Origin of the sequence: Haloechinothrix halophila YIM 93223 (assembly GCF_000504245.1) — a bacterium.
GTDB classification, from domain to species: domain Bacteria; phylum Actinomycetota; class Actinomycetes; order Mycobacteriales; family Pseudonocardiaceae; genus Haloechinothrix_A; species Haloechinothrix_A halophila.
Genome location: NZ_KI632509.1, coordinates 1,557,525 through 1,581,089 on the forward strand (window position 1 = coordinate 1,557,525; position 23,565 = coordinate 1,581,089).

17 protein-coding genes are annotated in these 23,565 nt (G+C 68.0%); 11 read left to right on the forward strand and 6 right to left on the reverse strand.

Translation table 11 applies throughout. From position 1 onward, the window contains the following. Positions 1–478 precede the first annotated feature (478 nt). The 8 genes from AMYHA_RS07240 (at position 479) to AMYHA_RS07275 (ending at position 10,652) form a co-directional block, all read left to right on the forward strand. A complete protein-coding gene (locus AMYHA_RS07240) occupies positions 479–1,693 on the forward strand; it encodes an ROK family transcriptional regulator (RefSeq protein ID WP_034276226.1) in 1,215 nt (404 codons plus the stop codon). Beyond that, complete coding sequence (locus AMYHA_RS07245; RefSeq protein WP_084036906.1) at positions 1,690–2,658, forward strand: carbohydrate ABC transporter permease; 969 nt, start codon at positions 1,690–1,692, stop codon at positions 2,656–2,658. The genes AMYHA_RS07240 and AMYHA_RS07245 overlap by 4 nt, the downstream gene beginning before the upstream one ends. Then, complete coding sequence (locus tag AMYHA_RS07250) at positions 2,651–3,475, forward strand: carbohydrate ABC transporter permease (protein WP_034269278.1); 825 nt, start codon at positions 2,651–2,653, stop codon at positions 3,473–3,475. The genes AMYHA_RS07245 and AMYHA_RS07250 overlap by 8 nt, the downstream gene beginning before the upstream one ends. A gap of 10 nt (positions 3,476–3,485) precedes the next feature. Next, positions 3,486–4,748 carry an ABC transporter substrate-binding protein gene (locus tag AMYHA_RS07255; protein ID WP_051399626.1) on the forward strand — a complete coding sequence of 421 codons (1,263 nt, stop codon included), beginning with the start codon at positions 3,486–3,488 and terminating at the stop codon, positions 4,746–4,748. After that, positions 4,745–5,920 (forward strand): glycoside hydrolase family 15 protein, encoded by a 1,176-nt coding sequence (locus AMYHA_RS07260; protein ID WP_051399627.1) that lies wholly within the window; start codon positions 4,745–4,747, stop codon positions 5,918–5,920. Before AMYHA_RS07255 ends, AMYHA_RS07260 begins: the two co-directional genes overlap by 4 nt. Then, positions 5,917–8,166, forward strand: coding sequence for a glycoside hydrolase family 31 protein (locus tag AMYHA_RS07265; protein ID WP_034269284.1), 2,250 nt, complete (start codon positions 5,917–5,919; stop codon positions 8,164–8,166). Before AMYHA_RS07260 ends, AMYHA_RS07265 begins: the two co-directional genes overlap by 4 nt. Before the next feature lie 208 nt (positions 8,167–8,374). Continuing rightward, positions 8,375–9,145 (forward strand): metallophosphoesterase family protein, encoded by a 771-nt coding sequence (locus tag AMYHA_RS07270; protein WP_034269287.1) that lies wholly within the window; start codon positions 8,375–8,377, stop codon positions 9,143–9,145. 271 nt (positions 9,146–9,416) lie between these two features. Continuing rightward, entirely contained in the window at positions 9,417–10,652 is a 1,236-nt protein-coding gene (locus AMYHA_RS07275) for a S8 family peptidase (protein WP_034269290.1), read from the forward strand. A gap of 84 nt (positions 10,653–10,736) precedes the next feature. Here the strand turns inward: AMYHA_RS07275 and AMYHA_RS07280 are convergent, their stop codons facing one another. Next, entirely contained in the window at positions 10,737–12,386 is a 1,650-nt protein-coding gene (locus AMYHA_RS07280) for a C69 family dipeptidase (RefSeq protein WP_231104647.1), read from the reverse strand. Positions 12,387–12,644: 258 nt separating this feature from the next. Here AMYHA_RS07280 and AMYHA_RS07285 point away from each other — a divergent pair, with 258 nt between their 5' ends. After that, positions 12,645–13,076: a VOC family protein gene (locus tag AMYHA_RS07285; protein ID WP_034269293.1), complete on the forward strand. Its 432-nt coding sequence runs from the start codon at positions 12,645–12,647 to the stop codon at positions 13,074–13,076. Positions 13,077–13,086: 10 nt separating this feature from the next. Here the strand turns inward: AMYHA_RS07285 and AMYHA_RS07290 are convergent, their stop codons facing one another. Then, positions 13,087–13,686 carry a YdeI/OmpD-associated family protein gene (locus AMYHA_RS07290; RefSeq protein WP_034269296.1) on the reverse strand — a complete coding sequence of 200 codons (600 nt, stop codon included), beginning with the start codon at positions 13,684–13,686 and terminating at the stop codon, positions 13,087–13,089. A 169-nt stretch (positions 13,687–13,855) separates the two neighbouring features. Between AMYHA_RS07290 and AMYHA_RS07295 the strand changes: the two genes are divergently transcribed. Next, entirely contained in the window at positions 13,856–16,450 is a 2,595-nt protein-coding gene (locus AMYHA_RS07295; RefSeq protein ID WP_157361888.1) for a penicillin acylase family protein, read from the forward strand. 47 nt (positions 16,451–16,497) lie between these two features. On the opposite strand, the gene AMYHA_RS07300 is transcribed toward AMYHA_RS07295, so the two are convergent. From AMYHA_RS07300 to AMYHA_RS07315, 4 genes are all read right to left on the reverse strand, one after another. Beyond that, positions 16,498–17,925 carry an amidase family protein gene (locus AMYHA_RS07300; protein WP_034269300.1) on the reverse strand — a complete coding sequence of 476 codons (1,428 nt, stop codon included), beginning with the start codon at positions 17,923–17,925 and terminating at the stop codon, positions 16,498–16,500. Between the two features lie 80 nt (positions 17,926–18,005). After that, positions 18,006–18,800, reverse strand: coding sequence for an SDR family NAD(P)-dependent oxidoreductase (locus tag AMYHA_RS07305; protein WP_034269302.1), 795 nt, complete (start codon positions 18,798–18,800; stop codon positions 18,006–18,008). Further along, a complete protein-coding gene (locus AMYHA_RS07310) occupies positions 18,797–19,681 on the reverse strand; it encodes an SMP-30/gluconolactonase/LRE family protein (protein ID WP_051399629.1) in 885 nt (294 codons plus the stop codon). The genes AMYHA_RS07305 and AMYHA_RS07310 overlap by 4 nt, the downstream gene beginning before the upstream one ends. After that, a complete protein-coding gene (locus AMYHA_RS07315) occupies positions 19,678–21,174 on the reverse strand; it encodes a M81 family metallopeptidase (RefSeq protein WP_034269305.1) in 1,497 nt (498 codons plus the stop codon). The genes AMYHA_RS07310 and AMYHA_RS07315 overlap by 4 nt, the downstream gene beginning before the upstream one ends. Positions 21,175–21,545: 371 nt before the next feature. On the opposite strand from AMYHA_RS07315, the gene AMYHA_RS27515 reads away from it, so the two are divergent. Next, positions 21,546–23,525 (forward strand): PA domain-containing protein, encoded by a 1,980-nt coding sequence (locus AMYHA_RS27515; RefSeq protein ID WP_034269307.1) that lies wholly within the window; start codon positions 21,546–21,548, stop codon positions 23,523–23,525. Positions 23,526–23,565: the final 40 nt, after the last annotated feature.

Genomic DNA, 23,565 nt, shown 5'->3' on the forward strand with positions numbered 1-23,565 from the left:
GTGCCGCCCGTGCGCCGTGTCCGACACTCCCGCACGCGTGTCCTGCGCTCCCGACGTTGTGTTTGGCACCCGGTGCGTCGTGTCCCCCATTCCCGACGCTGTGTCCCTCGCTCAGAACGTTGTGTTCTGCATCTGTGCACGCGTGTTCGTTGCTCCTGCATCGGACGAGGCGAATGGTCGCGAGTGTCGAACACAACCTCTGAACGCGAGACACGACGTCGTCAGCGCGGGACACGACGTCGGGAACGAGCAACATGCCGTCGGGAACGAGGAACACAACGTCCTGAGCGCAGGACACGGCGTCCTGAACGTCGGACACAACGTCCTGGGTGCAGGACACGGCGTCCTGAACGTCGGACACAACGTCCTGGGTGCAGGACACGGCGGGGTAACTGTCTGGGCATCCGGTGTTGACACCGTGGTCGAGGTCACTTAGTTTATCGCTAATTTTAGTAGCAAACAAAGGAGTGGCCTGGTGGTGAGCACACACAGCTCCACCCCGCGCGGCGACCTCGTGCCAGCCGCGATCGTCGGCCTGCTCGGTACGCGTGGGCCGTCGTCACGGGTCGACGTCGCCCGCTCGCTCGGGCTGAGCCCGGCCACGGTCACGCAGGTGACCAAGGACCTCATCGCGCGCGGCGTCCTCGAGGAGCAGGCGTCCGTCCCTTCGCGGGGCGGCAGACCCGCCAAGCTGCTCGGCCTGGTCGCCCGCGCCGGTGTCGCGCTGGGTGCGAAGGTCACCGCGGACCACGTCGCGGTGGTGACCGTCGAACTGGACGGCTCGGTGCGGACGTCGACCGAGCACCCGTTTTCCCCGCACACACCGGACGCCGTGCACAAGCTCGCCGAGATCCTCGCCGCGCAGGCGAACAGTGTGGACGAACGACTGCTGGGCGTCGGTGTCGGCGTACCGGGCTCGGTCGATTCGCAGGACTCGGGCTTCGTGCACGCTCCGACGCTCGGTTGGCAGGCCGCGCCCGTCGGACCCGTGCTGCGTAGCGCGCTCGGCGCCCCAGTGCTGGTGGACAACGACGTCAATACGCTCGCCGCAGCCGAACAGGTCTATGGCATCGGGCGCGAGCACTCGTCGTATCTCGTCGTCACCATCGGCAGGGGCATCGGCTGCGCGATCGTGCTGGACAAGGCGATCTACCGGGGCGCGACCAGCGCGGCGGGCGAGATCGGGCACATCCCAGTCACACCGGACGGCCCGGTCTGCGGCTGCGGCAACACCGGCTGTCTTGAAGCGCACATCGGAGCGGCGGGGCTGCTGCGCACCGCCCGGGAGCGCGGCTTGGTGGGAGCACGCGGCAGGCTCGCCACCCTGTTGCGCGCCGCGCGCGACGGCGACCAGCAGGCACAAGACGTTTACCGCGAGGCGGGTGAGCTGCTCGGCAGGACGCTGGCCGGGATCGTGCTCACCGTCGACCCCGAGGTCATCGTGCTCATGGGGGAGGGCATGGACGCCTGGGAGCACTGGCGGCCTGGCTTCGACCCAGCGCTACGCCGGTGCCTCGCGCCGACCAGGGGCGAGCTGCCCGTCGTCGTCGAGCCGTGGAGCGAGGATCAGTGGGCACGCGGCGCGGCGTCGCTGGTGCTGGCCTCGCCGTTCGATGCCACTGGCAACGGCGGCGAGCAGAGCCACTTGGTGCGGGCCCGGCTCGGCAAGCGTGCCGCGGAGGTGGCGCGATGACGCAGGCATCCGTGACCGAAACCGCGGTCGAGCCTCGTAGTGAGGCGACCGAAACACCTCCACCGCCACCACTGAGACGCAAGGCGAGCAAACGCCGCAGACGTCGGCAAGCGCTGTGGGCGCTGGTGTTCCTGCTGCCCAGCGCCGTTCCGCTGGTGCTGTTCACGATCACGCCGATGGTCTCGTCCGCGTGGGTGAGCCTGCATGAGTGGAACCTCATCTCGCCGATGGAGTGGGTGGGGCTGGACAACTACCGCAACCTGCTCACCGACCCGCAAACCGGCACCGTCTTCCTGCACACGCTGATGTACGTCGCCGGGTACCTGCCGCTGGTCTACGTCGGCGGGCTCGGCCTCGCGCTGCTGCTGAACCAGAAACTCAAGGGCAGGGCGTTCCTGCGCGCGACGTACTTCCTGCCGGTCGTGACCAGCTGGGTCGTCGTCGCGCTGGTGTGGCAGTGGCTGCTCAACCCGGCCAACGGCATTGTCAACGAGGTGCTCGGCACGCTCGGTCTGCCGCAACCAGGCTGGTGGACCGATCCGGACTGGGCGCTGCCCTCGGTCATCCTCGCGTCGGCGTGGAAGGACCTCGGTTTCGTGATGGTCATCCTGTTGGCTGGGTTGCAGGCCATCCCATCGGACTACTACGAGGCGGCCCGCGTGGACGGCGCGAGCGCCTGGCAGCGGTTTTACCGGATCACGCTGCCGCTGCTGTCGCCGTCGACGTTCTTCGTCGTTGTCATCTCGCTGATCAACGGCTTCCAAGTGTTCGACCAGGTCTACGTGATGACCGGCGGTGGTCCGTCCGGGGCGAGCCAGGTGGTCGTCGGGCAGATCTACGACCTGACGTTCCGCTACGGCCGCGCCGCCGAGGCGTCCGCGTTGTCGTGGATCTTGTTCGTGGTGCTGCTCGTGGTCACCGTGATCCAGATCCGGGTGCAGCGGAAGTGGGTGCACTATGCCTGAGACACGCTCCCGAATCGCGCGGATCGCCTTCTACGCCGCGGTGATCCTCGGCGCGGTGATCATGCTGTTCCCGTTCCTGTGGACCGTGATCACGTCGATCACCCCGGATGGCTCGCTGTCCAAGGGCCCGACGCTGTTCGTCGAGGACCCGACACTGGACGCCTACCGCACGCTGTTCGACACGCTGCCGATGTGGCGGATCGTGCTGAACTCGCTGGGCGTCGCGATCGTGTCCACGGCATTGCAGCTCGTGACCGGTTCGATGGCCGCGTACGCGTTCGGCAGGCTGCACTTCCCTGGCAAGAACATCGTTTTCGGCGCCTATCTGGCGACGTTGATGGTGCCGCTGCAGGTGCTGGTCGTCCCGCTGTTCATCGAGATGCGAGCGCTGCAACTGCAGGACACCTACTTCGCGCTGCTCGCGCCGGGCATCGCGTCGGCGTTCGGCGTGTTCCTGCTGCGTCAGGCGGTGTCGGCGGTGCCGACCGAACTGGACGAGGCCGCCGTGCTGGACGGCGCGGGCCACCTGCGGATCTTCGCGACCATCGTGCTGCCGCAGATCCGGCCAGCGCTCGCCACGGTCGCGGTGTTCGCGTTCATGTACAGCTGGAACAACTTCCTCTGGCCGCTCGTGGTGATCCGTTCACCCGAGCTGATGACCCTTCCTCTCGGCCTTTCCACCCTGCAAGGCCAATTCACCACGCAATGGGACGTCGTCATGGCGGGATCCGTCGTGTCCATTGTGCCCATCGCGATGGTGTACCTCCTCGCGCAACGCCACATCATCGCTGGCATCGCGCACACCGGTATCAAGTGAAAGGAATCCGATGCGTTCAATGACGAACGGGCTGCGGGCGATCGCCCTCGCGGGGGCCGCGGCTTTAGCACTCGGCGCATGCACTCAGGGCTCGGCCACCCGCCAAGCCGACTCGCCCGACGGCGAAGCCACCGTGCGCTACATGAACTTCTCCGCCAATGACGGCCATGAGAACGACCTCAAGGCCATTGTGGACGCCTTCGAGAAGTCCAATCCGAACATCAACGTGCAGGTGGAGACCGTCCCGTTCGATGACTACTTCACCAAGTTGCAGACAGCGGTCGCCGGTGGCACCGCGCCGGACAGCTTCGAACTCAACTACGAGAACTTCGTGATCTACGCCGACAACGGTTCGCTCGCCGAACTGACCGATGTGGATTCGTCGGCGTACAAGGCGTCGCTGTTGGACGCGTTCAATCACGAAGGCACGCAGTACGGCCTGCCGGAGTCGTTCTCCAATGTGGTGCTGTTCTACAACAAGACGCTGTTCGAGGAGGCGGGCGTCGAGCCGCCGACCGACGACTGGACCTGGGAAGACGAGCAGGCCGCCGCGAAGAAGCTCACCGACAAGGACAAGGGCGTCTGGGGCGACTACCAGCCGTTCACGTTCCACGAGTTCTACAAGACGCTCGCCCAGGCTGGCGGCGAGTTCCTGAACGACGACCGCACCGAGGCCGTCTTCGACTCGCCGGAGGGCGTCGAGGCCGCGCGGTTCCTGGTCGACAAGGTCGGTAACACCATGCCCACCGAGGCCGACGGTGCGGGTACGCCGGACTTCGACACCGACCTTTTCAAGTCGGGCAAGCTCGCGATGTGGCACAACGGCATCTGGATGTTCAGCCAGCTGGAGGAGGTCGACTTCGAGTGGGACGTCGTCGTCGAGCCGGGCGGTGCGCGGAAGGCGTCCGCGATGTTCACCAACGGCCTCGCCGTCTCGGCCGCGTCGGAGAACCAGGACGCCGCGCAGAAGTGGATTTCGTTCCTCGCCTCGTCCGACAAGACCGCCGAGGTGCGGCTGGACACCTCGTGGGAGCTGCCGCCTGTCGCCGACGAGACCAAGCTCGCGTCCTACCTGGACCAGCCGAAGCCGGACAACCGCGAGGCCGTGTTCACCTCGCTTGATGCCGCGGTGCTGCCGCCCGTCATCGAGCGGCAGCAGGAGATGCAGGACGTGGTGACGCAGGAACTGTCCGACGCCGCGGCCGGCCGCAAGACCGTCAAGCAAGCGCTGGCCGACGCACAGGCCGCCGTGAATGAACTGCTGGAGAAATGACCGAATCTGACAAGAGCAATCCGACCTGCTCGGCGGTGGTGTCTCTTGATGCCACTCTCGGCACGGACGAGCGCGCGCGGATCCGTGCGCTCGCCAAGCACAGCCACGCCGTGATCACCCGCTACCAGGACGACGGCGGTGCGTATCCCGCGTCGCCGACGTTCTCCGCGTACCGGGGTTATGCCTGGCTGCGCGACGGCTCGTTCACCGCGGAAGGGATATCCCGGTACGGCGACATCGAGTCGGCGAACCGCTTCCACGACTGGGTGGACGGCGTGCTGCGTGGTCGCCGGGAGCAGGTCGATCGGCTGGTGGCGGCCGCCCTGCGGGGTGAGCCGCCACCAGCGGACGAGATGCTGCCGACCCGCTACACCTTCGACGGCGCCGACGGCTCTGACCCGTGGTGGGACTTCCAGACCGACGGCTACGGCATGTGGTTGTGGTCGGTCGTCACCCACGCCGACAGGCATGGTGTCGACATCGGACGGTGGCGAGCCGGCATCACCGTCGCCGTCGACTACCTGCTGTCCTGTTGGGATCGGTGCTGCTACGACTGGTGGGAGGAACACGTCGAGCAGCGCCACGTGTCCACATTGGCCGCGATCTACGGCGGGTTCATCACCGTCGCGCCGCTGCTCGACACCCGTCGTGCCGATGCGGTTCGCTCAGCGACCGAGGACATCTACGACCTGGTGCGTGAAGCAGGCATCCAGGAGGGCCACCTGACCAAGTGGCTCGGTAACTCCGCGGTGGACGGTTCGCTGCCTGCCTGCATCGTCCCGTTCGGACTGATCGAACCCGACAGCGAGCTCGCCGAAGCCACCCTCAAAGCGGTCGCGCACGATCTCGACGTCGACGGTGGGGTGCACCGCTTCACCGCCGACGTCTTCTACGGCGGCGGGCAGTGGATCCTGCTTGCCGCGCTGCTCGGCTGGAACCTCGCCGCGCGCGGGGACACCGACGGCGCGCTGCGGCACCTGCGCTGGATCGTGGCGCAGGCCAACGCCGACGGCGACCTGCCGGAACAGGTCGACCACCACCTGCTGCACCCCGAGACCAAGGCGGAGTGGGTGGCGCGCTGGGGTGAGGTCGCCAGTCCGCTGTTGTGGTCGCACGGTATGTACCTGATCCTCGCCGACGAACTCGGCCTCATCGAGCAGGAGGAGCCATGATCCGGCACCGCCCGCACGGCATCGAACATCCCTACGCCGCGTCTCCAGACCAGCGCGTTCCCGTCCTGCCGCTGGCGGGGGAGCGGGTGCGGCTCGGCGTGGTCGCCGACCCGGAGGTGACGTCGGTGACCTGCGAGTTCGGCGACGCCACGCTGACGCTGGCCCCCGCGGAGACGTCGGACGCCGACGCGGCGGCGCTCGCGGGCGGCGAGGGTCATCTAGCCGAGGCACAGGCGTCGGCACTCGGCAGCGGCGGTTGGTCGGTGGCCTCCCCGCCGCTCGCGGCCGACATCACCTACCGGTACCGCTTCCATGCCGCGGCGTCCGACGGCAGTACGGAGACAACCGACTGGTTCGAGGTGTCCCCCGCGCGCTGGACCACCGATCCCGTCGGGACCCTGACCGGCGGGGGCGAGCGGATCGTGCCGGGCAGCGTGGAGTGGCTGGTATCCGATGCGGGCGTGCATCGTGTCCGGTTCGCGTTCGCGCTGGAACCTGACGACCACGTCGTCGGGTTCGGTGAGCGTTACGACGCGCTTGACCAGCGGGGGCGTGTGCTGGACGCGGTGGTGTTCGAGCAGTACAAGCAGCAGGGCGAGCACGGCAGGACCTACCTGCCAATGCCGTTCGCGCACGTGGTCGGCGCCGACGGCGACGGCTGGGGGTTCCACGTGCGCACCAGCAGGCGCACCTGGTTCGACGTCGGCACGAGCACGCAGGACCAACTGGTCGTCGAGGTCGCGCTCGGCCCGGACCCCGTGGTGGACCTCGGTATGTACGAGGGCGGTCCCGGCGCGGTGTTGTCAGCGTTCCTGGACGAGGTCGGGCGTGCCGATGAGCTGCCGGAGTGGGTGTTCCGGCTGTGGGCGTCGGGTAACGAGTGGAACACCCAGGACGTCGTGATGTCCCGAATGGACAGTCACAGGGACCTCGGCATCCCGGTGGGCGCCATCGTGATCGAGGCGTGGAGCGATGAGGAAGGCATTACGATCTTCCGCGACGCGGAGTACGCCGTCACCGAGGATGGCAGCGCGCACAAGGCCAGCGACTTCCATTACCCGGCTGGTGGTGCGTGGCCGGATCCGAAGGCGATGATCGACGAGCTGCACGCACGCGGCATCAAGGTGTTGCTGTGGCAGATCCCGCTGCTCAAGACCGACGACGACCTTGGTCGTCAGGCGAAGGCCGACGCCGAGGCGATGGTGCGCGAGGGCCACGCGGTGCTGGAGGCTGACGGCAGTCCGTACCACAACCGGGGCTGGTGGTTCCCGAACGCGCTGATGCCGGATTTGTCGGTGTCGCGCTCCCGCGAGTGGTGGGCGGCGAAGCGGAGGTATCTGGTCGAGGACCTGGACGTCGACGGGTTCAAGACCGATGGTGGCGAGCACGGTTGGGGTCATGACCTCCGCTACAGCGACGGCACACGCGGCGACGAGGGCAACAACCTGTTTCCGGTGCACTACGCCAGGACGTTCGGTGACCTGCTGCGCTCGGCGGGCAAGGCGCCGGTGACGTTCTCCCGCGCCGGGTTCACCGGCTCGCAGGCGCACGGGGTGTTCTGGGCGGGCGACGAAGACTCCACCTGGGAGGCCTTCCGCAACTCGGTCACCGCGGGCGTGACGGCGGCGTCGTGCGGGATCGTGTACTGGGGCTGGGATCTGGCCGGGTTCTCGGGGCCGGTGCCGGACGCCGAGTTGTACCTGCGGGCGGCGGCTGCGTCGGCGTTCATGCCGATCATGCAGTACCACTCGGAGTTCAACCATCATCAGCGTCCGCTGCGGGACCGCACGCCGTGGCACGTCGCTGAGATGACCGGCGATGAGCGGGTGGTGCCGGTGTTCCGGGCGTTCGCGCTGCTGCGGGAGCGGCTGGTCGGCTACCTCGCCGAGCAGGCGCGGATCGCCGTCACGACGGACCGGCCGCTGATGCGTCCGCTGTTCTTCGACTACGGCTCGTGCCCGGCGGTGTGGAAGTACCCGGGGCAGTACCTGCTCGGCGACGACCTGCTGGTGCACCCGGTGACCGAGCCCGGTGCGACGGAGTGGACGACCTATCTGCCCCCTGGCGACTGGGTCGACGTCTTCTCTGGTGAGACGGTTTCTGGCGAGCCGGTTTCTGGCGGGTCGGTTTCCGGCGATTCGGTGGCTGGCGGCCAGGTGGTGCGCCGCGCGGTGCCTATCGACGAGGTCCCGGTCTACTGCCGCGTCGAGCGCTGGCCGAACCTGACCGACGTCTTCCACCCCTAACGTCGTGTCCTGCACTCACGACGCCGTGTCCTGCACTCACGACGTCGTGTCCTGCACTCACGACGTCGTGTCCTGCACTCACGACGTCGTGTCCCGCACTCACGACGCTGTGTTCGGCATTCCGGACCCGTAGTCCCCGTTCCCGCCGCCGTGTTCGCCATTCGCGAGATGCCTTGCCGCCTGTGCGGGGGCGGGGCAGGGTATCGGCATGCTCGACTCCGTCGCGGTGCTCTCCGACATCCACGGCGTTCTCCCCGCGCTCGACGCTGTCTTAGCTGAGCCCGACGTGGCGGCCGCGGGGCGGATCGTGCTCACCGGCGACATCGCGGCGGGGCCACAGCCCGTTGCGGTGATCGAGCGGCTCCTCGAGCTGGGCGATCGGGTGGTGTGGGTTCGAGGGAACGCCGACCGGGAACTCGCCGCCCTGGCGCGGGGCGGTCACACCGACATTCCCGACCCGATCGTCCCGTGGGCGGCGGACCAGCTCAGCGCCAGACACGTCGAACTGCTCGCCGGACTGCCGCATCCGGTGACCCTGCCGGTCGCCGGGTTCGGGGATGTCTTGTTCTGCCATGGGACGCCACGCGATGACGACGAAGTGGTGTTGGTCGACACTCGGCTGGATCGGTGGGATGAGGTGCTGTCCGGTCTGCCCGCCGCGGTGACCACTGTGGTCTGCGGGCATACGCATATGCCGTTCCTCCGGCTGGCCCACGGCCGACACGTTGTCAATCCGGGTAGTATCGGCATGCCGTACGGCCGCGCGGGTGCGCACTGGGCGCTGCTCACCGGCGGTGCGGTGACGTTGCGCCGTACCGAATTCGACATTGACGCGGCGTGCGCGGCCATCAGCGCTGCCTCGTCCTATCCGGATGTCGGCGACTGGGTCGATTACTTCCTGCGTGCTCGCGCCAGCGACGCGGAGGCCATGGCTGTCTTCGCGCCGCGTGACGGCCGCGCGGCCGGTCCGCACGCTTAGACGTCGCTCACCATCTTCCAGACGCGTGCACTACAGCGTCCGCTAAGGGGACACGACGTCATGGCAGCGCCGACTTTCGTCGGATGCCGGTTAGCGCATCAGCGCTAAGGCAAATGGAGTAACAGGCTAACCAGCTTGGCGTCTACTTTGTCATTTTTCTCCACGCTTCGTTTCTCCTGGTTGTGCCCTGCGTTGTGCAGCACAAGTTAGCGGAGGTGAAACCGGCTCGGGTAGTCGGACACTTCGCCGTATCGACGCATGGGAGACGAAGATGAGAAGAAGGATGGGTGTCGTGGTCGCCGCGTGTGCGGTGGCAGGCGCGACAGTGGCTCCGGCGCAGGTCGCCGCGGCGGACACGCTCGGCGGTGAGCTCGACAGCTACATCGTCGTACTCAAGGACGGCATCGACGCCGCGTCGGTGGCGCAGCAGCAGGTCGGGGCGCTGGGCGGCACGGTGGGCCACGTCTACAGCTCGGCGTTGAACGGATACTCGGCGGAGTTGACCAGCCTCGCGCGGCAGCAGCTCGCGGCCAACCCGGCTGTCGACTACATCCAGGCCGACACGCCGGTGCGGTCCACCGCGCAGAGCACGCCGACCGGCATCGACCGCGCCGACGCGGACGAGAGTCCGACCGCGGCCATCGACGGCGTCGACGAGCGGGTCGACGTCGACGTCGCGGTGATTGACACCGGTGCCGACCTCGACCACCCAGACCTCAACATCTACCGGGAGGGCGCGAAGAACTGTTCGCTGCTGAGCTTGAGCGCCAACGACGAACACGGGCACGGCACGCACGTCGCTGGCACCGTCGGCGCGATCGATGACGCTAACGGCGTCGTCGGCATGGCACCCGGTGCGCGGATCTGGCCGGTCAAGGTACTCAACGCCCTCGGTGCGGGCTTTACGTCCGACGTGATCTGCGGGATCGACTACGTCGCGGCCAACGCCGACCAGATCGAGGTCGCGAACATGAGCCTCGGCGGCAGCGGCAGTGACGACGGCAACTGTGGCAACACCGACGGCGACGCTCAGCACCAGGCCATCTGCGATGCGGTCGACGCGGGCGTGACGTTCGTGGTGGCCGCTGGCAACGACGCTGAGGATGCCAAGGACTTCGTGCCCGCCGCCTACGACGAGGTCATCACCGTCAGCGCGCTCGCTGACTTCAATGGGCAGCCGGGCGGTGGCGCCGAGCCGACCTGCCGTTCCGATGTCGACGACACGTTCGCCGACTTCTCCAACTACGGCGAGGACGTCGACCTCATCGCGCCCGGTGTGTGCATCGAGTCGACCTGGCTCTATGGCGACTACAACACCATCTCCGGCACGTCGATGGCCAGCCCGCACGTCGCGGGTGGTGCGGCGCTGTACAAGGCGAACAACCCGTCCGCCAGTCCGGAGCAGGTCAAGCAGGCCTTGCAGGACGCGGGCACGACGGACTGGACGTGGCCGAGCGAGGATCAGGACGGCATCCAGGAGAAGCTGCTGAACGTCAGCACCTTCTGACGCACATCACGCACGACCGCAGGGTGCGTCCTGCCGTTGCACGGCCACGGCGGGGCGCACCCTGCGTGTGGGTGCGTCTGACGACTACCGGCCGCGCGGCGTCACGGTCGCTCCGCGATAGGAGCCGTGTTCGCGCGGGTAGTCGTCGATGCCTTCCCGGAAGCAGAACACGATGTCGGTGAGGACGGCGTCGCGGTTCATGCTCTGACTCTCCGGCCGGTACGTCTCGCCAGGCGTGTCGCGACCGGTGGGCATGCGGATGCCCCACCTGTCTCGCGTCTGGGCCTCGACATCGGCGACGAGGTCCTCGCCGAGATCGAGCGCGTCGAGCAGTCGGTCGTTCACGTAGTCGGTCAGTCCCTGGCGAGCTTCGGCGTCGCGGCCTGCCTGGTACCGCAGCAGTGCCTGCCGCTCGACCCGGCGCTGTTCTCTGATCAGTCGCCGCTCGAACCGTTCGATGTCCGCGGTGACCGGCTTGAGGAACACGCGCGGGTGTTCGCAGGTGTGATACATCAGCCGCTTGAAGGTGCGGGTCGCGTAGCGCGTCGCTTCCAGCGGCGCGTAGTCGGCCGCGATGTGGGTCGATGCCGAATCGTGGGTCAGGTACCGGTGTTGCTTGTACTCCGGTGGGACGTCGTTGGCACCGATGTAGATCGGCACGTACGGCGTCGTCACCGCACCGGTGACCGCTGTCCACAGCGCGTTGAGATCGGCATGCTCGACGTCGGCCAGCCGCGCGACGTGCCCGTAGCCGGAGCGGTCGTGTGACCAGCGCGGGTCGCGGACGTAGGCCAGCATGTCTTCGAGCGACACCGGGCCGAGGTCCTCGCGCAGCTCTCGCTCCAGGTCGCCCTGCACGTTGTTGCCCCAGGGGTGCGTGGGCGTCACGACGCGATCGTTGGGCTGCCAGCCCGCGTAGACCTCCTGCGGGTCGAACTCGTCGTTCCGCTCGGGATCGAACCAGCCCTGCTCCACCGCGAAGTCGATGAAGTTGTCCGACGCCAGGTATTCGTCGGGGTGGTCTTGGTAGTCGAGCGGGAAAGGGTTGAGGTAACCGGGAAAGGACACCCGTGTCTCGTTAGGGCCCAGTCGCTCGGCGGCCCACAACCCTTGACTGCCACCGTAGTTGACGAGGACCCAGCCCTCGTCTTTGTCGGCGAACAGGTGCGAGTTGCCGCCGTAGGTCGAGTAGCCGTACTCGTCGATCAGTCCGCCGACGATCTCGACCGCTTCCCGCGCGGTCGACGCGCGTTCCATGGCGATGCGCGACAGGTCGCTGTAGTTCGGGCCACGCTGCGGTGTCTCGGTGTGCGCGAGCAGTCGCTGGCTGGATGGCGACCAGATGTCGCGCGCCGCGACACCGTGCTCGTTCAGCCCACCGTTGCTCAACGGTGCGGGGAACCCAGCCCACTCGGAATAGTTTGACGCGATGTACTTGTTCGTCTCGCTTGCTTGCGGGATCTCGGTCAACTCCCCAGGGTAGCCAGCCTCACCGGTCACGCCGACCGTCGTCGTCGCGCCGTCCGGGAACTGTTGCCGGGGCACGATCTCGAGCCAGTGGCTCGACGGCTCATGACCGAACCCGCCGAGCAGCACCGAGCCGTCCTCGGTCAGGTTCTTGCCGACGTAGAACCCGATGCTCTTGGTGCCGTCGTCGGCAAGCGGCCGGTTCTTGGCGGCGACCTGCATGTGGCCCTGCCCGAGGTCGGCGGAGGCGGTACTCAACGGAGCCACGAGCAGGGCCACCGCCACGGCGACCACCGACCTCGGCGTGGATTTTCTCGATAAATTTTGCGAAGTGCGCAGCATGTCCAACACATCCTCCTAGCTGGAACAGGAGCGACGAAACATACGTGCGTGGCGAGGCGGAATCAATGTGCGTGGTGAGTTGCTGCAATTTTGCCCGGAACCGGTGCGACCGCCGAGGCGGCACCGCGACCAGCGGCCAAGCAGCAGTCATAGTGTCGGCCGGTCGGCATAGGCTGCCGACTCATGGAGCAACGAATCAGCCTCATCACCCTGGGCGTCACCGACCTGGCACGCGCCCGCGACTTCTACGAACGCCTCGGCTGGCGCGGCCAGGAGGTCGAGGAGACGGTGTTTCTGCAGGCAGGCGGTAGCGCCCTTGTGTTGTGGGGCAGGGACAAGCTCGCCGCGGACTGCGGGATCGAGAACGAAGGGCCTGCTGGGTTCAGCGGCGTGGTGCTGGCGCACAACGTACGGTCGCAGGCCGAAGTGGACGACGTCATGCGGGACGCGGCGGCAGCGGGCGCCACCATCACCCGGCCCGCTGGCGAGACGTTCTACGGCGGCTATGCCGGGGTCTTCACCGATCCCGATGGTCATCCATGGGAGATCGCCTACAACCCCGGCTTCCCGCTCGCCGAGGACGGTTCGCTCACCATTCCGGACCTCGGCGCGTAGCGCCATGCTGTTATTCGTTCAGTGTTCGCCGCTGGGGATACAGCGTCTCGCCTCTGGCGAGCATCGCCACGAACTGGTCGATGCGGCGGGCCCTGGTCTCGGGACGCTTGGCCGTGGTGATCCGGTGCAGGATCGCGTAGCGGTTGCGGCTGGTGAGGACGTCGAACATCGCCTGTGCCTCCGGCTCCTCGGCTAACGCCGCCGTGAGATCGGCGGGCACCGACATGGTGGTTGAACCGTCGTAGGCGGCGTCCCAGCGGCCGTCCGCCTTCGCGCGCTCAACCTCGGCCACACCCGCGGGGTGCATGCGCCCCTCGGCACGCAGGCGTTCGATGATGCGCACGTTGCGCTTGGACCATGTGCTGCGAGGCCGCCGAGGTGTGAAGCGCTGCAGGTACGTGGCCTCATCGCGGCGTCGCACTTGACCGTCGACCCAGCCGTGGCACAGTGCTTCGTCCAGCGCCTGGTCGTAGCGGAGGCAGGTGGGCTCGGTCGTGCCTTTCTTGGCGAGCACCAGCCATACCCCGGGTGAGGTGGCGTGATGCTCACTGAGCCAGTCGCGCCACGCGGCGGGACCGGCGACGGTCAGTTCCTCCAGTTCGGCGGCCACGATGTGGAGTGTGGCAGAACGACTTGCGGCGCGGGGTGCGTATCGGGATATCAGCGCATACGGGACGTCCGTAGCTATTCGTGGACCTTGTCGTTAGACCACATCAGGAGAACATGAGCCGTGCTCGTGTCTTCCTGGGTTTGGTGGCGACACGGGGAAGGTCGATGTGGTGAAGCGACACGAAGCGCGGAATCGAGTGCGTCGCAGGATGGTCGCGGTGCTGGCGGTGCTGGCGCTCGGGATCAGCCTGGGGGCGCCATCGGCGGGTGCCCAGCAGCATCCGGACGACACCGTGAGTGGCGGCAATGTCATGCCACCCGGCAACACTGGGCACGTTCCCTCGACCGAACTGGTGACCGCGCTCAACGGCGAGTACCACCCGGAGAACGCCTCCGACCAGCGCGATCTCTACGTCGACTGGGGGCGCAAGGACTGGTCGTTCGCCACGCCGACCAGCTCCGGCGGCACGGGCAAGGACGCCATCGGCCCCGCGTACCACCCGGCGGATCGGGAGGATGTCAGCGTCCGCAGGGACGGCTGGGGCGTGCCGCGGATCTTCGGCGAGTCCGACGAGGCCGCGCAGTTCGGCGTCGGCTACGCCATGGCGGAGGACCGGCTGTTCCAGGCGGATGTCTTCCGGCACGTCGCGCGTGGCGAGATGGCGGAGTTCCTCGGCGGCCAGGAGTGGTACGACTACGACCGCGAGTGGCGCAAGGAGTTCTACACCGACGCCGAGCTGCTCACCATGCTCAACCGCTTCTACGACGAGCGGGAGATCGGCCTGTTGCAGGCCTACCTCGACGGCATCAACGCCTACATCGACGAGGCGCTGCGTGACCCGGAGAAGCTGCCAGCGGAGTACGCGGCGTTGCAGATCGTGCCGGAGAAGTGGGAGCTGCGGCACTCCGCCGCGGTGTTCGTGTTGCAGGCGCGGGACTCGGTGGAGAGCTTCGGCAAGGAGCTGTTCAACGCCGCGTTCCTCAGCGACCTCGAGCAGCGGCTGGGCCGCGCCGATGCGGAGCGGGTGTTCGGTGACGTGCGCTTCTATCGCGATCCGGGCGCCTACACCACGGCGCCCCGGTCGGCGGGCCGTTTCCCGTACGAGGGCGGCGGTTTCGACGGGCTCGACGCTCCCGGTGTCGCGATGCCGGACAACGACGAGGCTGCCGCCACGGTCGCCCAGCGCGACACGGTGATCCGCGACGCGCTCAAGCAGGTGGGCCTCGCCCGCAAGCAGGCGTCCAACGCCATCGCCGTCAGCGGGAAGAAGACCGCCGACGGGCGGCCGATCCTGCTCGGCGGGCCGCAGCTGGCCTACCTCGCGCCCGGCATCTTCTGGGAGTTCGAGGTGCACTCGCCGAACCAGGACGCGCGCGGCGTGGGCTTCGCGGGCACGGCGGGCACGGTGCTGATCGGCAAATCTCCGACGCACTCCTGGTCGATCACCTACGGCTACACCGACCAGGTGGACACCTTCCTGGTGCCGCTCGACCCGGCGCGTCCAGACACGCACTACCTGCGCGACGGCCAGAGCAAGCCGCTCGAGGGCTACACCTCGACGGTGCGGTGCCGCACCTACACGCCGGGCCTGATCGGGTCCGATCCGGAAAGCGCGACCTGCGACGGTCTGCCCGCCGGGCAGAGCGACGTCGAGGTGGAGCGGGTGCCGGAGTACGGGCCGGTGATCGGCAGGGTCGACGTCGACGGCGCGCCGCACGCGGTGGTGAAGGTGCGCGCCCACTGGAAGCGCGAAATCGCCAACGGCAAGCCGTTCCTCGCGTTCAACCAGGCGACGACGATGGCCGAGTTCCGTGAGGCGCAGCGGCATTTCACCATCAGCCTGAACGTGAACTACGTCGACGACCAGGGCAACGCCGGCTTCTGGCACGTCGCCAAGCCGCCGATCCGGGCCGACGGCACCGACGTCCGGCTGCCGACGATCGGCGACGGCCGGTTCGACTGGCAGGGCACCATGGCGCTGGACGACGTCCCGCACGCCATCAACCCCGCGCAGGGCTTCACCGCGAACTGGAACAACCAGCCTGGGCGCGGCTGGCACAACGGCGATCAGAACTACTGGGGCGACCTGCAGCGAGTGGAGATGCTCTCGCGCCGGATGGCGGAGCTGGCCAAGCGTGGCGACATCACACGGGACGACGTGTGGCGCGTGAATCGGGAGGCGGCGTTCGAGGACGGTCGCTGGCACGACTTCGTGCCGTTGCTCGAGCAGGCGTACGCCGACGGTGATGGGTCCACTGTGGACGCCGCGCTGGCGCGGGTGCGTGCGTGGGACGGGCAGCGCACCGCGTCCCAGGACGCCGAGGGCACCTGGGTCTACGACGACGCCGCGACGACGATCTTCGACGCCTGGATGCGGCAGCTCCAGCGGCGGGCGCTCGCTGACGACCTCGGGGAGGAGTACTACGACGGCGCGCGCAGGCTCGGCCCGGAGTTCGCGCCAGCGTATTACCACCTGTACTCGACGGTGCTGCTGAAGATTCTGCTCGGTGAACGAGCGCCGCTACGGGCCGAGCACGACTGGCTGAACGGCGCCGACCGCGATTCGGTGATCCGGGAGGCGTTCGATGCGGCGGTCGCCGAGCTGGAGCAGGAGTACGGCGGTGCGCCGGAGAGCTGGCGCGGGCCCGCGGTGATGACGACCTACCAGTCGTTGGGGCTGCTGTCGGTGGCGCCGCACCCATTCGCCAACCGGGGCACGTACAACCAGCTCGCGGCGGTGGACGTCCAGGGTTCTCGGGAGTAGGCCGAGTCGGTGGCCGTGCTGTCTGGGCTGTCCGGGTCGCGGCGCCGCTAGGGCGCGCTGAATCCGCCGGTCTCCTGTTCGAGCGCCTCGGCGAGGTCGAGCAGGAAGTGCTCCTCGTGCCAGCCGCCGATGAGCTGGACGCCGACGGGCAGCCCGGTCTCCGTCCGGGTGACCGGTGCCGCGACGGCGGGCAGGTGCAGGTCCGTTGCCAGCGACACCCAGTCGAACAGGTGTGGATAGGCGACATCCGTGCCGTCGACGTCGATGGTGCGCTCCGGCAGCGGACCCTTGTGCTGATGCGGGAACGCGGGCACCGCCGCGACCGGTGCCAGGATGGCGTCCCACTGGGTGAACCATTCGGCGAACTGGTCTTTCAGCGCTTGCCGGGCCGCCATCGCCCGCGCGACCGCGCGATAGGAGGCCGTGGAGTGGACAGCCATCGCCGTCATGCCATAGGGGTCGAGCGCGCTCTCGCCGGAGGCGATGTGCGCGTCCCTGGTCTGCTCCAGCTTCGCGTAGACCGCGGCGGGCAAGCCACTGCCGATGATCGGATACATCAGCGCGAAGTAATTCTCGATCAACTCGTCCGCGGCGAAGGGAAGCGTGGTGGCCTCGACGGTCGCTCCCTGCCCGCGGAGGTCGTCAGCGGCGCGTGCCACGACGTCGCGCACATCCCGCGACACGGGGAAGGCCGGATCGTCCAGCCACAGCGCGATGCGTGCCCCGCGGACATCGCGGGGCTGCCGAGGCGCGCTGTCGTGCAGGGCGTCGTAGAGCAGCCTGAGGTCATCCGCCGTGCGTGCCATCGGCCCGCCGACGCCGAGGTCGTGATCGACGTGGTGTCCCGGTGGCGGCGGGATGTGGCCTCGCATCGACAACACGTTCCACGTCGGTTTGAGGGCGTACACACCGCACCAGTTGGCGGGGTGGCGTAGCGACCCGCCGATGTCGGAGCCCAGCTCGGCTGGGGTGACGCCCGTGGCCAGCGCGGCCGCGGCGCCACCGGACGACCCGCCTGCCGTGCGTGCCTCGTCGTACGGATTGTTCGTCGTGCCGTGCACCGAGTTGTACGTCTGGACGTCGCCGAGCATGAGTGGGACGTTGGTCTTGCCCCAGATGACCGCACCCGCCGCGCGCAACGACGCGACGAGTGCGGCGTCCTCGCAGTGCGACGGCCGGTCGGTGAAGGCGGGATTGCCCGCCGTCGCGGGCATGCCGTCGACGTCGTAGCCGTCCTTGATCGTCATCGGCAGCCCCGCGAGCGGACCGAGCTGTTCGCCTCGTGCCCTGGCGTCGTCGATGGCCGCGGCATCGGCCCGCGCCCGCTCGAGGTCGGTCGCGATGACGGCGTTGATACTGCCGTGGATCGCTTCGTTGCGGCCGATGTGCTCGTCGAGCAACTCCCGCGCGGATACCTGGCCCGCGGTGAGTTGCTCGAGTAGCTCGCGTGCCGAGCGATAGATCGCGTCCGCCATTGCCCCACTCCCCGTCGTCGCCGTGATCCCGCTTGACTCTGGCCAACGACGGCGAGCACGTCAAGTGAGCGACAGTCGCGCTAGAGCGGTGTCCAGCCGCCGTCGACGGTGAGGGCTTGGCCGGTGATGAAGTCGCTGTCGGGGCCGAGCAGGAAGCTGACGACGCTGGCGACGTCGTCGGCCGTGCCTCTGCGTTGCAGGATCTGGTTGTCGAGGACCGTGGCCGTCACGGCGTCTTGGTCCGGGTAGGCTTCCAGCTCCTCCTCGGTCTGGATCGCCCCGGGGACCACGCAGTTCACCCGGATGCCGCGCTGGCCCAGTTCTTGTGCGAGGGAGCGGGTGAAGCCGAGGATGCCTGCCTTGGTGGTGGCGTAGTGCAGCGAGTTCGGGGCGCCGAGTCGCGCGAGCACGCTGCTGATCGTGACGATGCCACCCCCAGAGCCCGTGCCGCCCGGGCCGTCCGGTGCCGGTGGGTCGGTGCCGAAGGCGCGGCGACAGCACAGGAACGCTCCTTTCAGGTTGACGTCCATGATGCGGTCCCAGGTGTCTTCGGTGATCTCGGTCCACGACTCCCGCCCGGTCGCCGCGGCGTTGAGGACCAGTGCGGTCACTGGCCCCAGCTCCTGCTCGCACCGGGAGAACAGCTCGTCGACGGCGGTCGCGTCGCTGATGTCGGCCGGATACACCACGGCACGCCCACCCGCGTGCTCGATCTCAGCGGCGACGTGCTTGGCCACCGACAGCATCGCCTCGTCCGGATAACTGTTGATCGCCACCGCCATGCCGTCGGCGGCGAGCCGGCGCGCGGTCGCGGCACCGATACCGCGCGACGCGCCGGTCACGAGCGCGACACCAGCCGGCTCGCGCGGACTCATGGCGAGTCCCCGGTGAACCGCGGCGACCGGCGCCCTCGCGCGGGAAGGTCCACCGCGTACAGCAGACCACCACCGGGCGCGTTCTCGTGCGCCGCACTGGTGATGAACAACGTCGACAACGGCGTCGCGGGGGACCGGCTCCCGAACGCGCAGCTGGTCGGATAGCGGGTGGGCACGGTGACGATCCCGGTCTGCTCGCCGGTCGTCGCGTCGATGCGCCAGACCTGCCCGCACCCCCAGATCGCGAGCCAGATGTCGCCGTCGTCGTCGACTGTCAACCCATCCGGCAGTCCGACCTCGGGCGGGACTGTGCACAGCCGCCGCCTGTCACCGAGCGTGCCGGATACGACGTCGCAGTCCCACGCCGTGAGCGTGCCCGCCACGGAGTCAACGTGGTAGAGCACGCCCCCATCCGCCGACCAGTCGATGCCATTCGACATCCCGATGCCGGTGAGCACGGTGGTGACCGTCGTGCCGTCGAAGCGGAAGAGCGCGCCCCTGCCGCTGCCGTCCCGCACCGCCGACCCCGCCCAGCACGCGCCACCCGGATCGATCGCGCCGTCATTCATCGACATCGCCTCGTCGTGCAGGGTCGTAGCCAGCTCATCGACCCGCCCGCTCACCGGATCCAACACCCCGAAACCGTTACCAGTCACCGCGCACAACGTGCCGCCCGAACTCCGCTCAATCGCCGTCACCGTCCGGGTAACGCCGACAACCGACTCGACACCGTCCAGCCCGCGGGTGAACAACCGCCGCCCAGCCACATCCAGCCAACGCAACCCCACATCGTCATCCCACAACGGAGACTCACCGAGTTCGGCGACGCTCTGGGCCACCGGCGTTGCCGTTGACCGGAGCAGGGAGGATGTGCCGCTCATCGCTGCTCCATCCCGGTGCTGAACTCGGCGTCCTCGAACGGATACAGCGGCCTTCGTCGGTGCCGATAGGGGAAGCGTTCGATGCCCATGGCGGTGATGCCGTCGGTGTCGACGGTGAGCATGCGGTTGGCGATAGGGCCGTAGGCGGCGCGCGGTGAGTTGACGCCCTTGGCGACGACGATGTGATAGTCGGCCGGGTCGATCCCGAGGCACCGGTGCTGCTGGAGGCTGGACGCCAGGACCTGCCGTGACGTGAGCACCAGCGTGTGCCCGTCGGTAGTGTCGAGCACCGCTGTGGGGCCCATGTCGAAGAACCGGAAGCCACCGTGGGTCGGGCTCTGGTCCTCGTACTGACCGGCGGAGATGAGCCGGACGGTGCCCTCGACCGAAACTGGCTGCCCTGGCGAGTGCGGATGTCGCGCGCCGACGGTGGTGCGCACCCTCGCTCCGGTGCCCGCCACGGTGCATTCCGCCACGGCGGTGGGATCGGCGAGCGTCTGCAGGAACGACCCCGTGCCCCGGTGTTGCGCCGCGGCGAGCAGCACCGTCGAGTCGCCGGGGGCGCCGCCGCCGATGTTGTCGCCGACGTCGAGGAGCACGACGGGCCCGACCGCCTCGCGAGCCGCGGTGTCGAGGGCTTCGTCGACGCCGAGCTCGCGCGCCTGCAGCTCGGAGCGCGCGGCCCAGATCGCTTCCGCCAGCTCGGTGGCGGCCTGGACAGCCGCGTCCTGGTCGCCGTCGTGGCTGGCCAGTGCTGACATGCCCATGTACGGCACGTCCGCGTAGGGGAAGCCCTGGATGACGCTGGCGTCGAGCATGCCGGGGCGGCCAGCGATACCCGCGGCGGTGGCGATCAACTCGGCCATCGGTTCCTCCGACGTGTCCTGCCGGGTGATGTTGGCGACGAGCGGCAACGGCACGAGCGCCTGACGCGGCCTCACCTCGCCTCTTACGGTGCGGACCACGATGTCGGCGCAGGTCAGCGCCTGCTTGCGGGCATCGACGTGCGGGTTGGTCTGAAACACGGTGGCGACGTCGAGTGCGTCGATCAGCCGGGGAGACAGGTTGGCGTGCAGGTCGAAGGTGGCGCCGAGGACGACGTCATGTCCGACGTGCTCCCTGACCCGTGCGGCGATCTCGCCGTCGGCGTCGGGAATGTGCTCCGCGACGGCGGCACCGTGGAGCACCAGCAGCACCGCGTCCCATGGCCCGTGGTTCTTGATGCCGTCGAGCATGTCGGTGAGCAGATCGTCGAAGACCTCGCCGGTGATCGGGCCGGTCGGGTTGACGTAGGCGAACAGCAGCGGCACGACGTCGACGCCCTGCCACGCATCGGCCGCGAGGAAGCCACCCATGGTGGTGCCTGCCTCGCCGTGCTCGCGGACGATCTCGTCGCCGTGCAGCACGCCACCATCGGTGTAGAGGTCACGATCGGCCTTGACCGGGGAAAACGTGTTGGCCTCGTGGAACAGACCAAGGGTCGCGATCCGCATGAAGGAAACCTTCTGTCACTCCGCACTGTATCCCCAGCAATAAAACACATGTTTCATCTAACTGTGTGTCTATGTCAAACGGACTCGGCTGTCCTGAACGGATGCGTGCGGCGCGCTGGCTTCGCCGGGCACATGTCCGCGAGAAACGGTCAAAGCGCAACGAAACCGGCGTCAATCGCGCACTATCCCCGGCGAAGTCGAGTAACCGCGCTCCGCGGGCTGGGACGTCGCATTCCCGTCGAGTGGCGCCGTTTCGAAAGTCGCTCACTTTAGTCCGAATGGCGGTGTTGATCGTCACAACGACCGGATCAACTTATGGGCCGCCGGGTGAACGGACCCCGGCGGCCTATCGACACGAGGAGAGCGAGGGCATGAAAGCTACTTCTGCGAAACGATGGTGGCTACCACCCGTAGCCGCGCTCGTCGTCGCGCTACCGCTGGCGATCCCGGCATCGGCGCACGACGACAGCATCCAGGGTGACGGCGGCGCGCTGTATGGCGCCGCCGACGTCTACACGCGTCACCAGCTGTCCGGGCACCAGACGGCGGAGCCAGGCGAGTCCGGCCCGGACGCGCGCGCCGTTGGGTTCGACCATGTCTCGAGCTACACCTTCGACGAGGACGGCGACGGCGAGGTCGACACCGGAATCGGCTCGATCACCGACGTCTGGGAGCACGACGGTTACGCCTACGTCGGCACCTTCTACGAGCCGGACTGCTCGCGGTTCGGCACTCGCATCGTCGACATCAACGACCCGGCGAACCCGGCCTACGTCGGCAACCTGGAGTCCATGCCCAACACCAGGGTCAACGACGTCAAGGTGACGTCGATGGACAGCCCGCATTTCAGCGGAGACATCCTCGCCGCGACCCAGGAGCCGTGCTTCGAGACCCGCGGCGACGGCGGGAGCAAGGAGAACAAGGGCGGCGTCGTGCTCTACGACGTGTCCGACCCGGCCAAACCTGAGTTGCTGAAGAAGGCCTACATCAAGGGCCGTTCCGGAACCGATGGCAACTTCGGCGTGCACAACACCTACTTCTGGGAGTCCGACGGCCGGACCTACCTCGGCATCGTCGACGACGACAATGTTCGTGACTTCCACATCCTCGACGTCACCAAACCGGCCAACCCGGTCGAGGTGGCGGCGGTCGGCTGGCCGGACTGGCTTGACGCGACCACCGACCCGCAGGGCGCGAACGGCCTCGGTTCGTTCGCGTCGACGTTCCTGCACGACATCTGGGTGGAGGAGCACGATGGCAAGACCATCGGCTATCTGTCCTATTGGGACGCCGGGCTGATCCTGCTCGACCTGAGCGACCCGGCCAACCCGGTGTTCCTGGGTGACAGCGACTACGACACCACCGGTCCCGAGGGTGACGCCACTGGTGAAGAGGGCAATAGCCACGTCGCCGTGCCAGCACCCGCCGAGGACGGCCGGTACGTCCTGATGGGTGACGAGGACTTCTCGCCGCACCGCTCGGTGGCTACCTACGATCCCGCCGCGGGCGACCCGGTGGAGGTCAATGCTGCGGAGGGCGCCTTCACTACGCCGCTGGCCGAGCTCGACCCCAACCCACTGCCCGAGGAAATGGTCAGCGCGGGCGGTGAGCTGTGCTCGCAGAACGGCATCGACATGACCGGCAAGGTCGCGCTGATCTCGCGGGGTAGCTGCACCTTCCAGCTCAAGGCCGAGAACGCCAAGGCGCAGGGCGCCATCGGCATGGTCGTCTACAACGACGCCGCGCGCGGCGACTCGCTCGTGCTGATGGGCGGCAGCGGGATCGACGACTTCTTCGGCTTCTTCGTCGGCAACAGCGACGGCGTCGCCATGGAGAACGCGGTCGCGGCGGGCGCCACGACGTTCAACGTGCAGAACCTGTTCGACGGCTGGGGCTACCTGCGCTCCATCGACACCCGGACGGGCGAGGACAAGTTCGCCGAGGTGGACTCGTTCGCACCGCCGAGCACGTTCCAGGACCCGCCGCTGCCCGGTGACTACACGATGCACAACATCGTGATGGGCCCACAGGGCACGGAATTCGCCGACACCGCGTTCATCTCGTGGTACTCCGACGGCATGATCGCGCTGGATGCCTCCGACCCATCCAACCTGGACTGGACCGGGCAGTGGATCGGTTGCTACGGCCAGTCCGACTGCCAGCCGACACTGGACAGCAACGGCAACGCCCAGGCGGCCGCGACCAACTTCTGGGGCGTGTACCCGACCGTCATCGACGGCGAGGTCTACGTCCTCGGTAGCGACCGCAACAACGGCCTTGTCGTGCTCAAGCCGAGCCTCGGCGGCGACGCCGGTGAGGGCCTGCGGCCTGGCAACGGCGGCACGCCGTAACGGCTAAGTCCCTGACTCGGGCCGGGAGCGCTTCGGCGTT

Coding starts and splice junctions, on each gene's coding strand:
- AMYHA_RS07245 (WP_084036906.1), top strand. CDS start 1,690: ATGACGCAGGCATCCGTGACCGAAACCGCGGTCGAGCCTCGTAGTGAG.
- AMYHA_RS07250 (WP_034269278.1), top strand. CDS start 2,651: ATGCCTGAGACACGCTCCCGAATCGCGCGGATCGCCTTCTACGCCGCG.
- AMYHA_RS07255 (WP_051399626.1), top strand. CDS start 3,486: ATGCGTTCAATGACGAACGGGCTGCGGGCGATCGCCCTCGCGGGGGCC.
- AMYHA_RS07260 (WP_051399627.1), top strand. CDS start 4,745: ATGACCGAATCTGACAAGAGCAATCCGACCTGCTCGGCGGTGGTGTCT.
- AMYHA_RS07265 (WP_034269284.1), top strand. CDS start 5,917: ATGATCCGGCACCGCCCGCACGGCATCGAACATCCCTACGCCGCGTCT.
- AMYHA_RS07270 (WP_034269287.1), top strand. CDS start 8,375: ATGCTCGACTCCGTCGCGGTGCTCTCCGACATCCACGGCGTTCTCCCC.
- AMYHA_RS07275 (WP_034269290.1), top strand. CDS start 9,417: ATGAGAAGAAGGATGGGTGTCGTGGTCGCCGCGTGTGCGGTGGCAGGC.
- AMYHA_RS07285 (WP_034269293.1), top strand. CDS start 12,645: ATGGAGCAACGAATCAGCCTCATCACCCTGGGCGTCACCGACCTGGCA.
- AMYHA_RS07300 (WP_034269300.1), bottom strand. CDS start 17,925: ATGGCGGACGCGATCTATCGCTCGGCACGCGAGCTACTCGAGCAACTC.
- AMYHA_RS07305 (WP_034269302.1), bottom strand. CDS start 18,800: ATGAGTCCGCGCGAGCCGGCTGGTGTCGCGCTCGTGACCGGCGCGTCG.
- AMYHA_RS07310 (WP_051399629.1), bottom strand. CDS start 19,681: ATGAGCGGCACATCCTCCCTGCTCCGGTCAACGGCAACGCCGGTGGCC.
- AMYHA_RS07315 (WP_034269305.1), bottom strand. CDS start 21,174: ATGCGGATCGCGACCCTTGGTCTGTTCCACGAGGCCAACACGTTTTCC.
- AMYHA_RS27515 (WP_034269307.1), top strand. CDS start 21,546: ATGAAAGCTACTTCTGCGAAACGATGGTGGCTACCACCCGTAGCCGCG.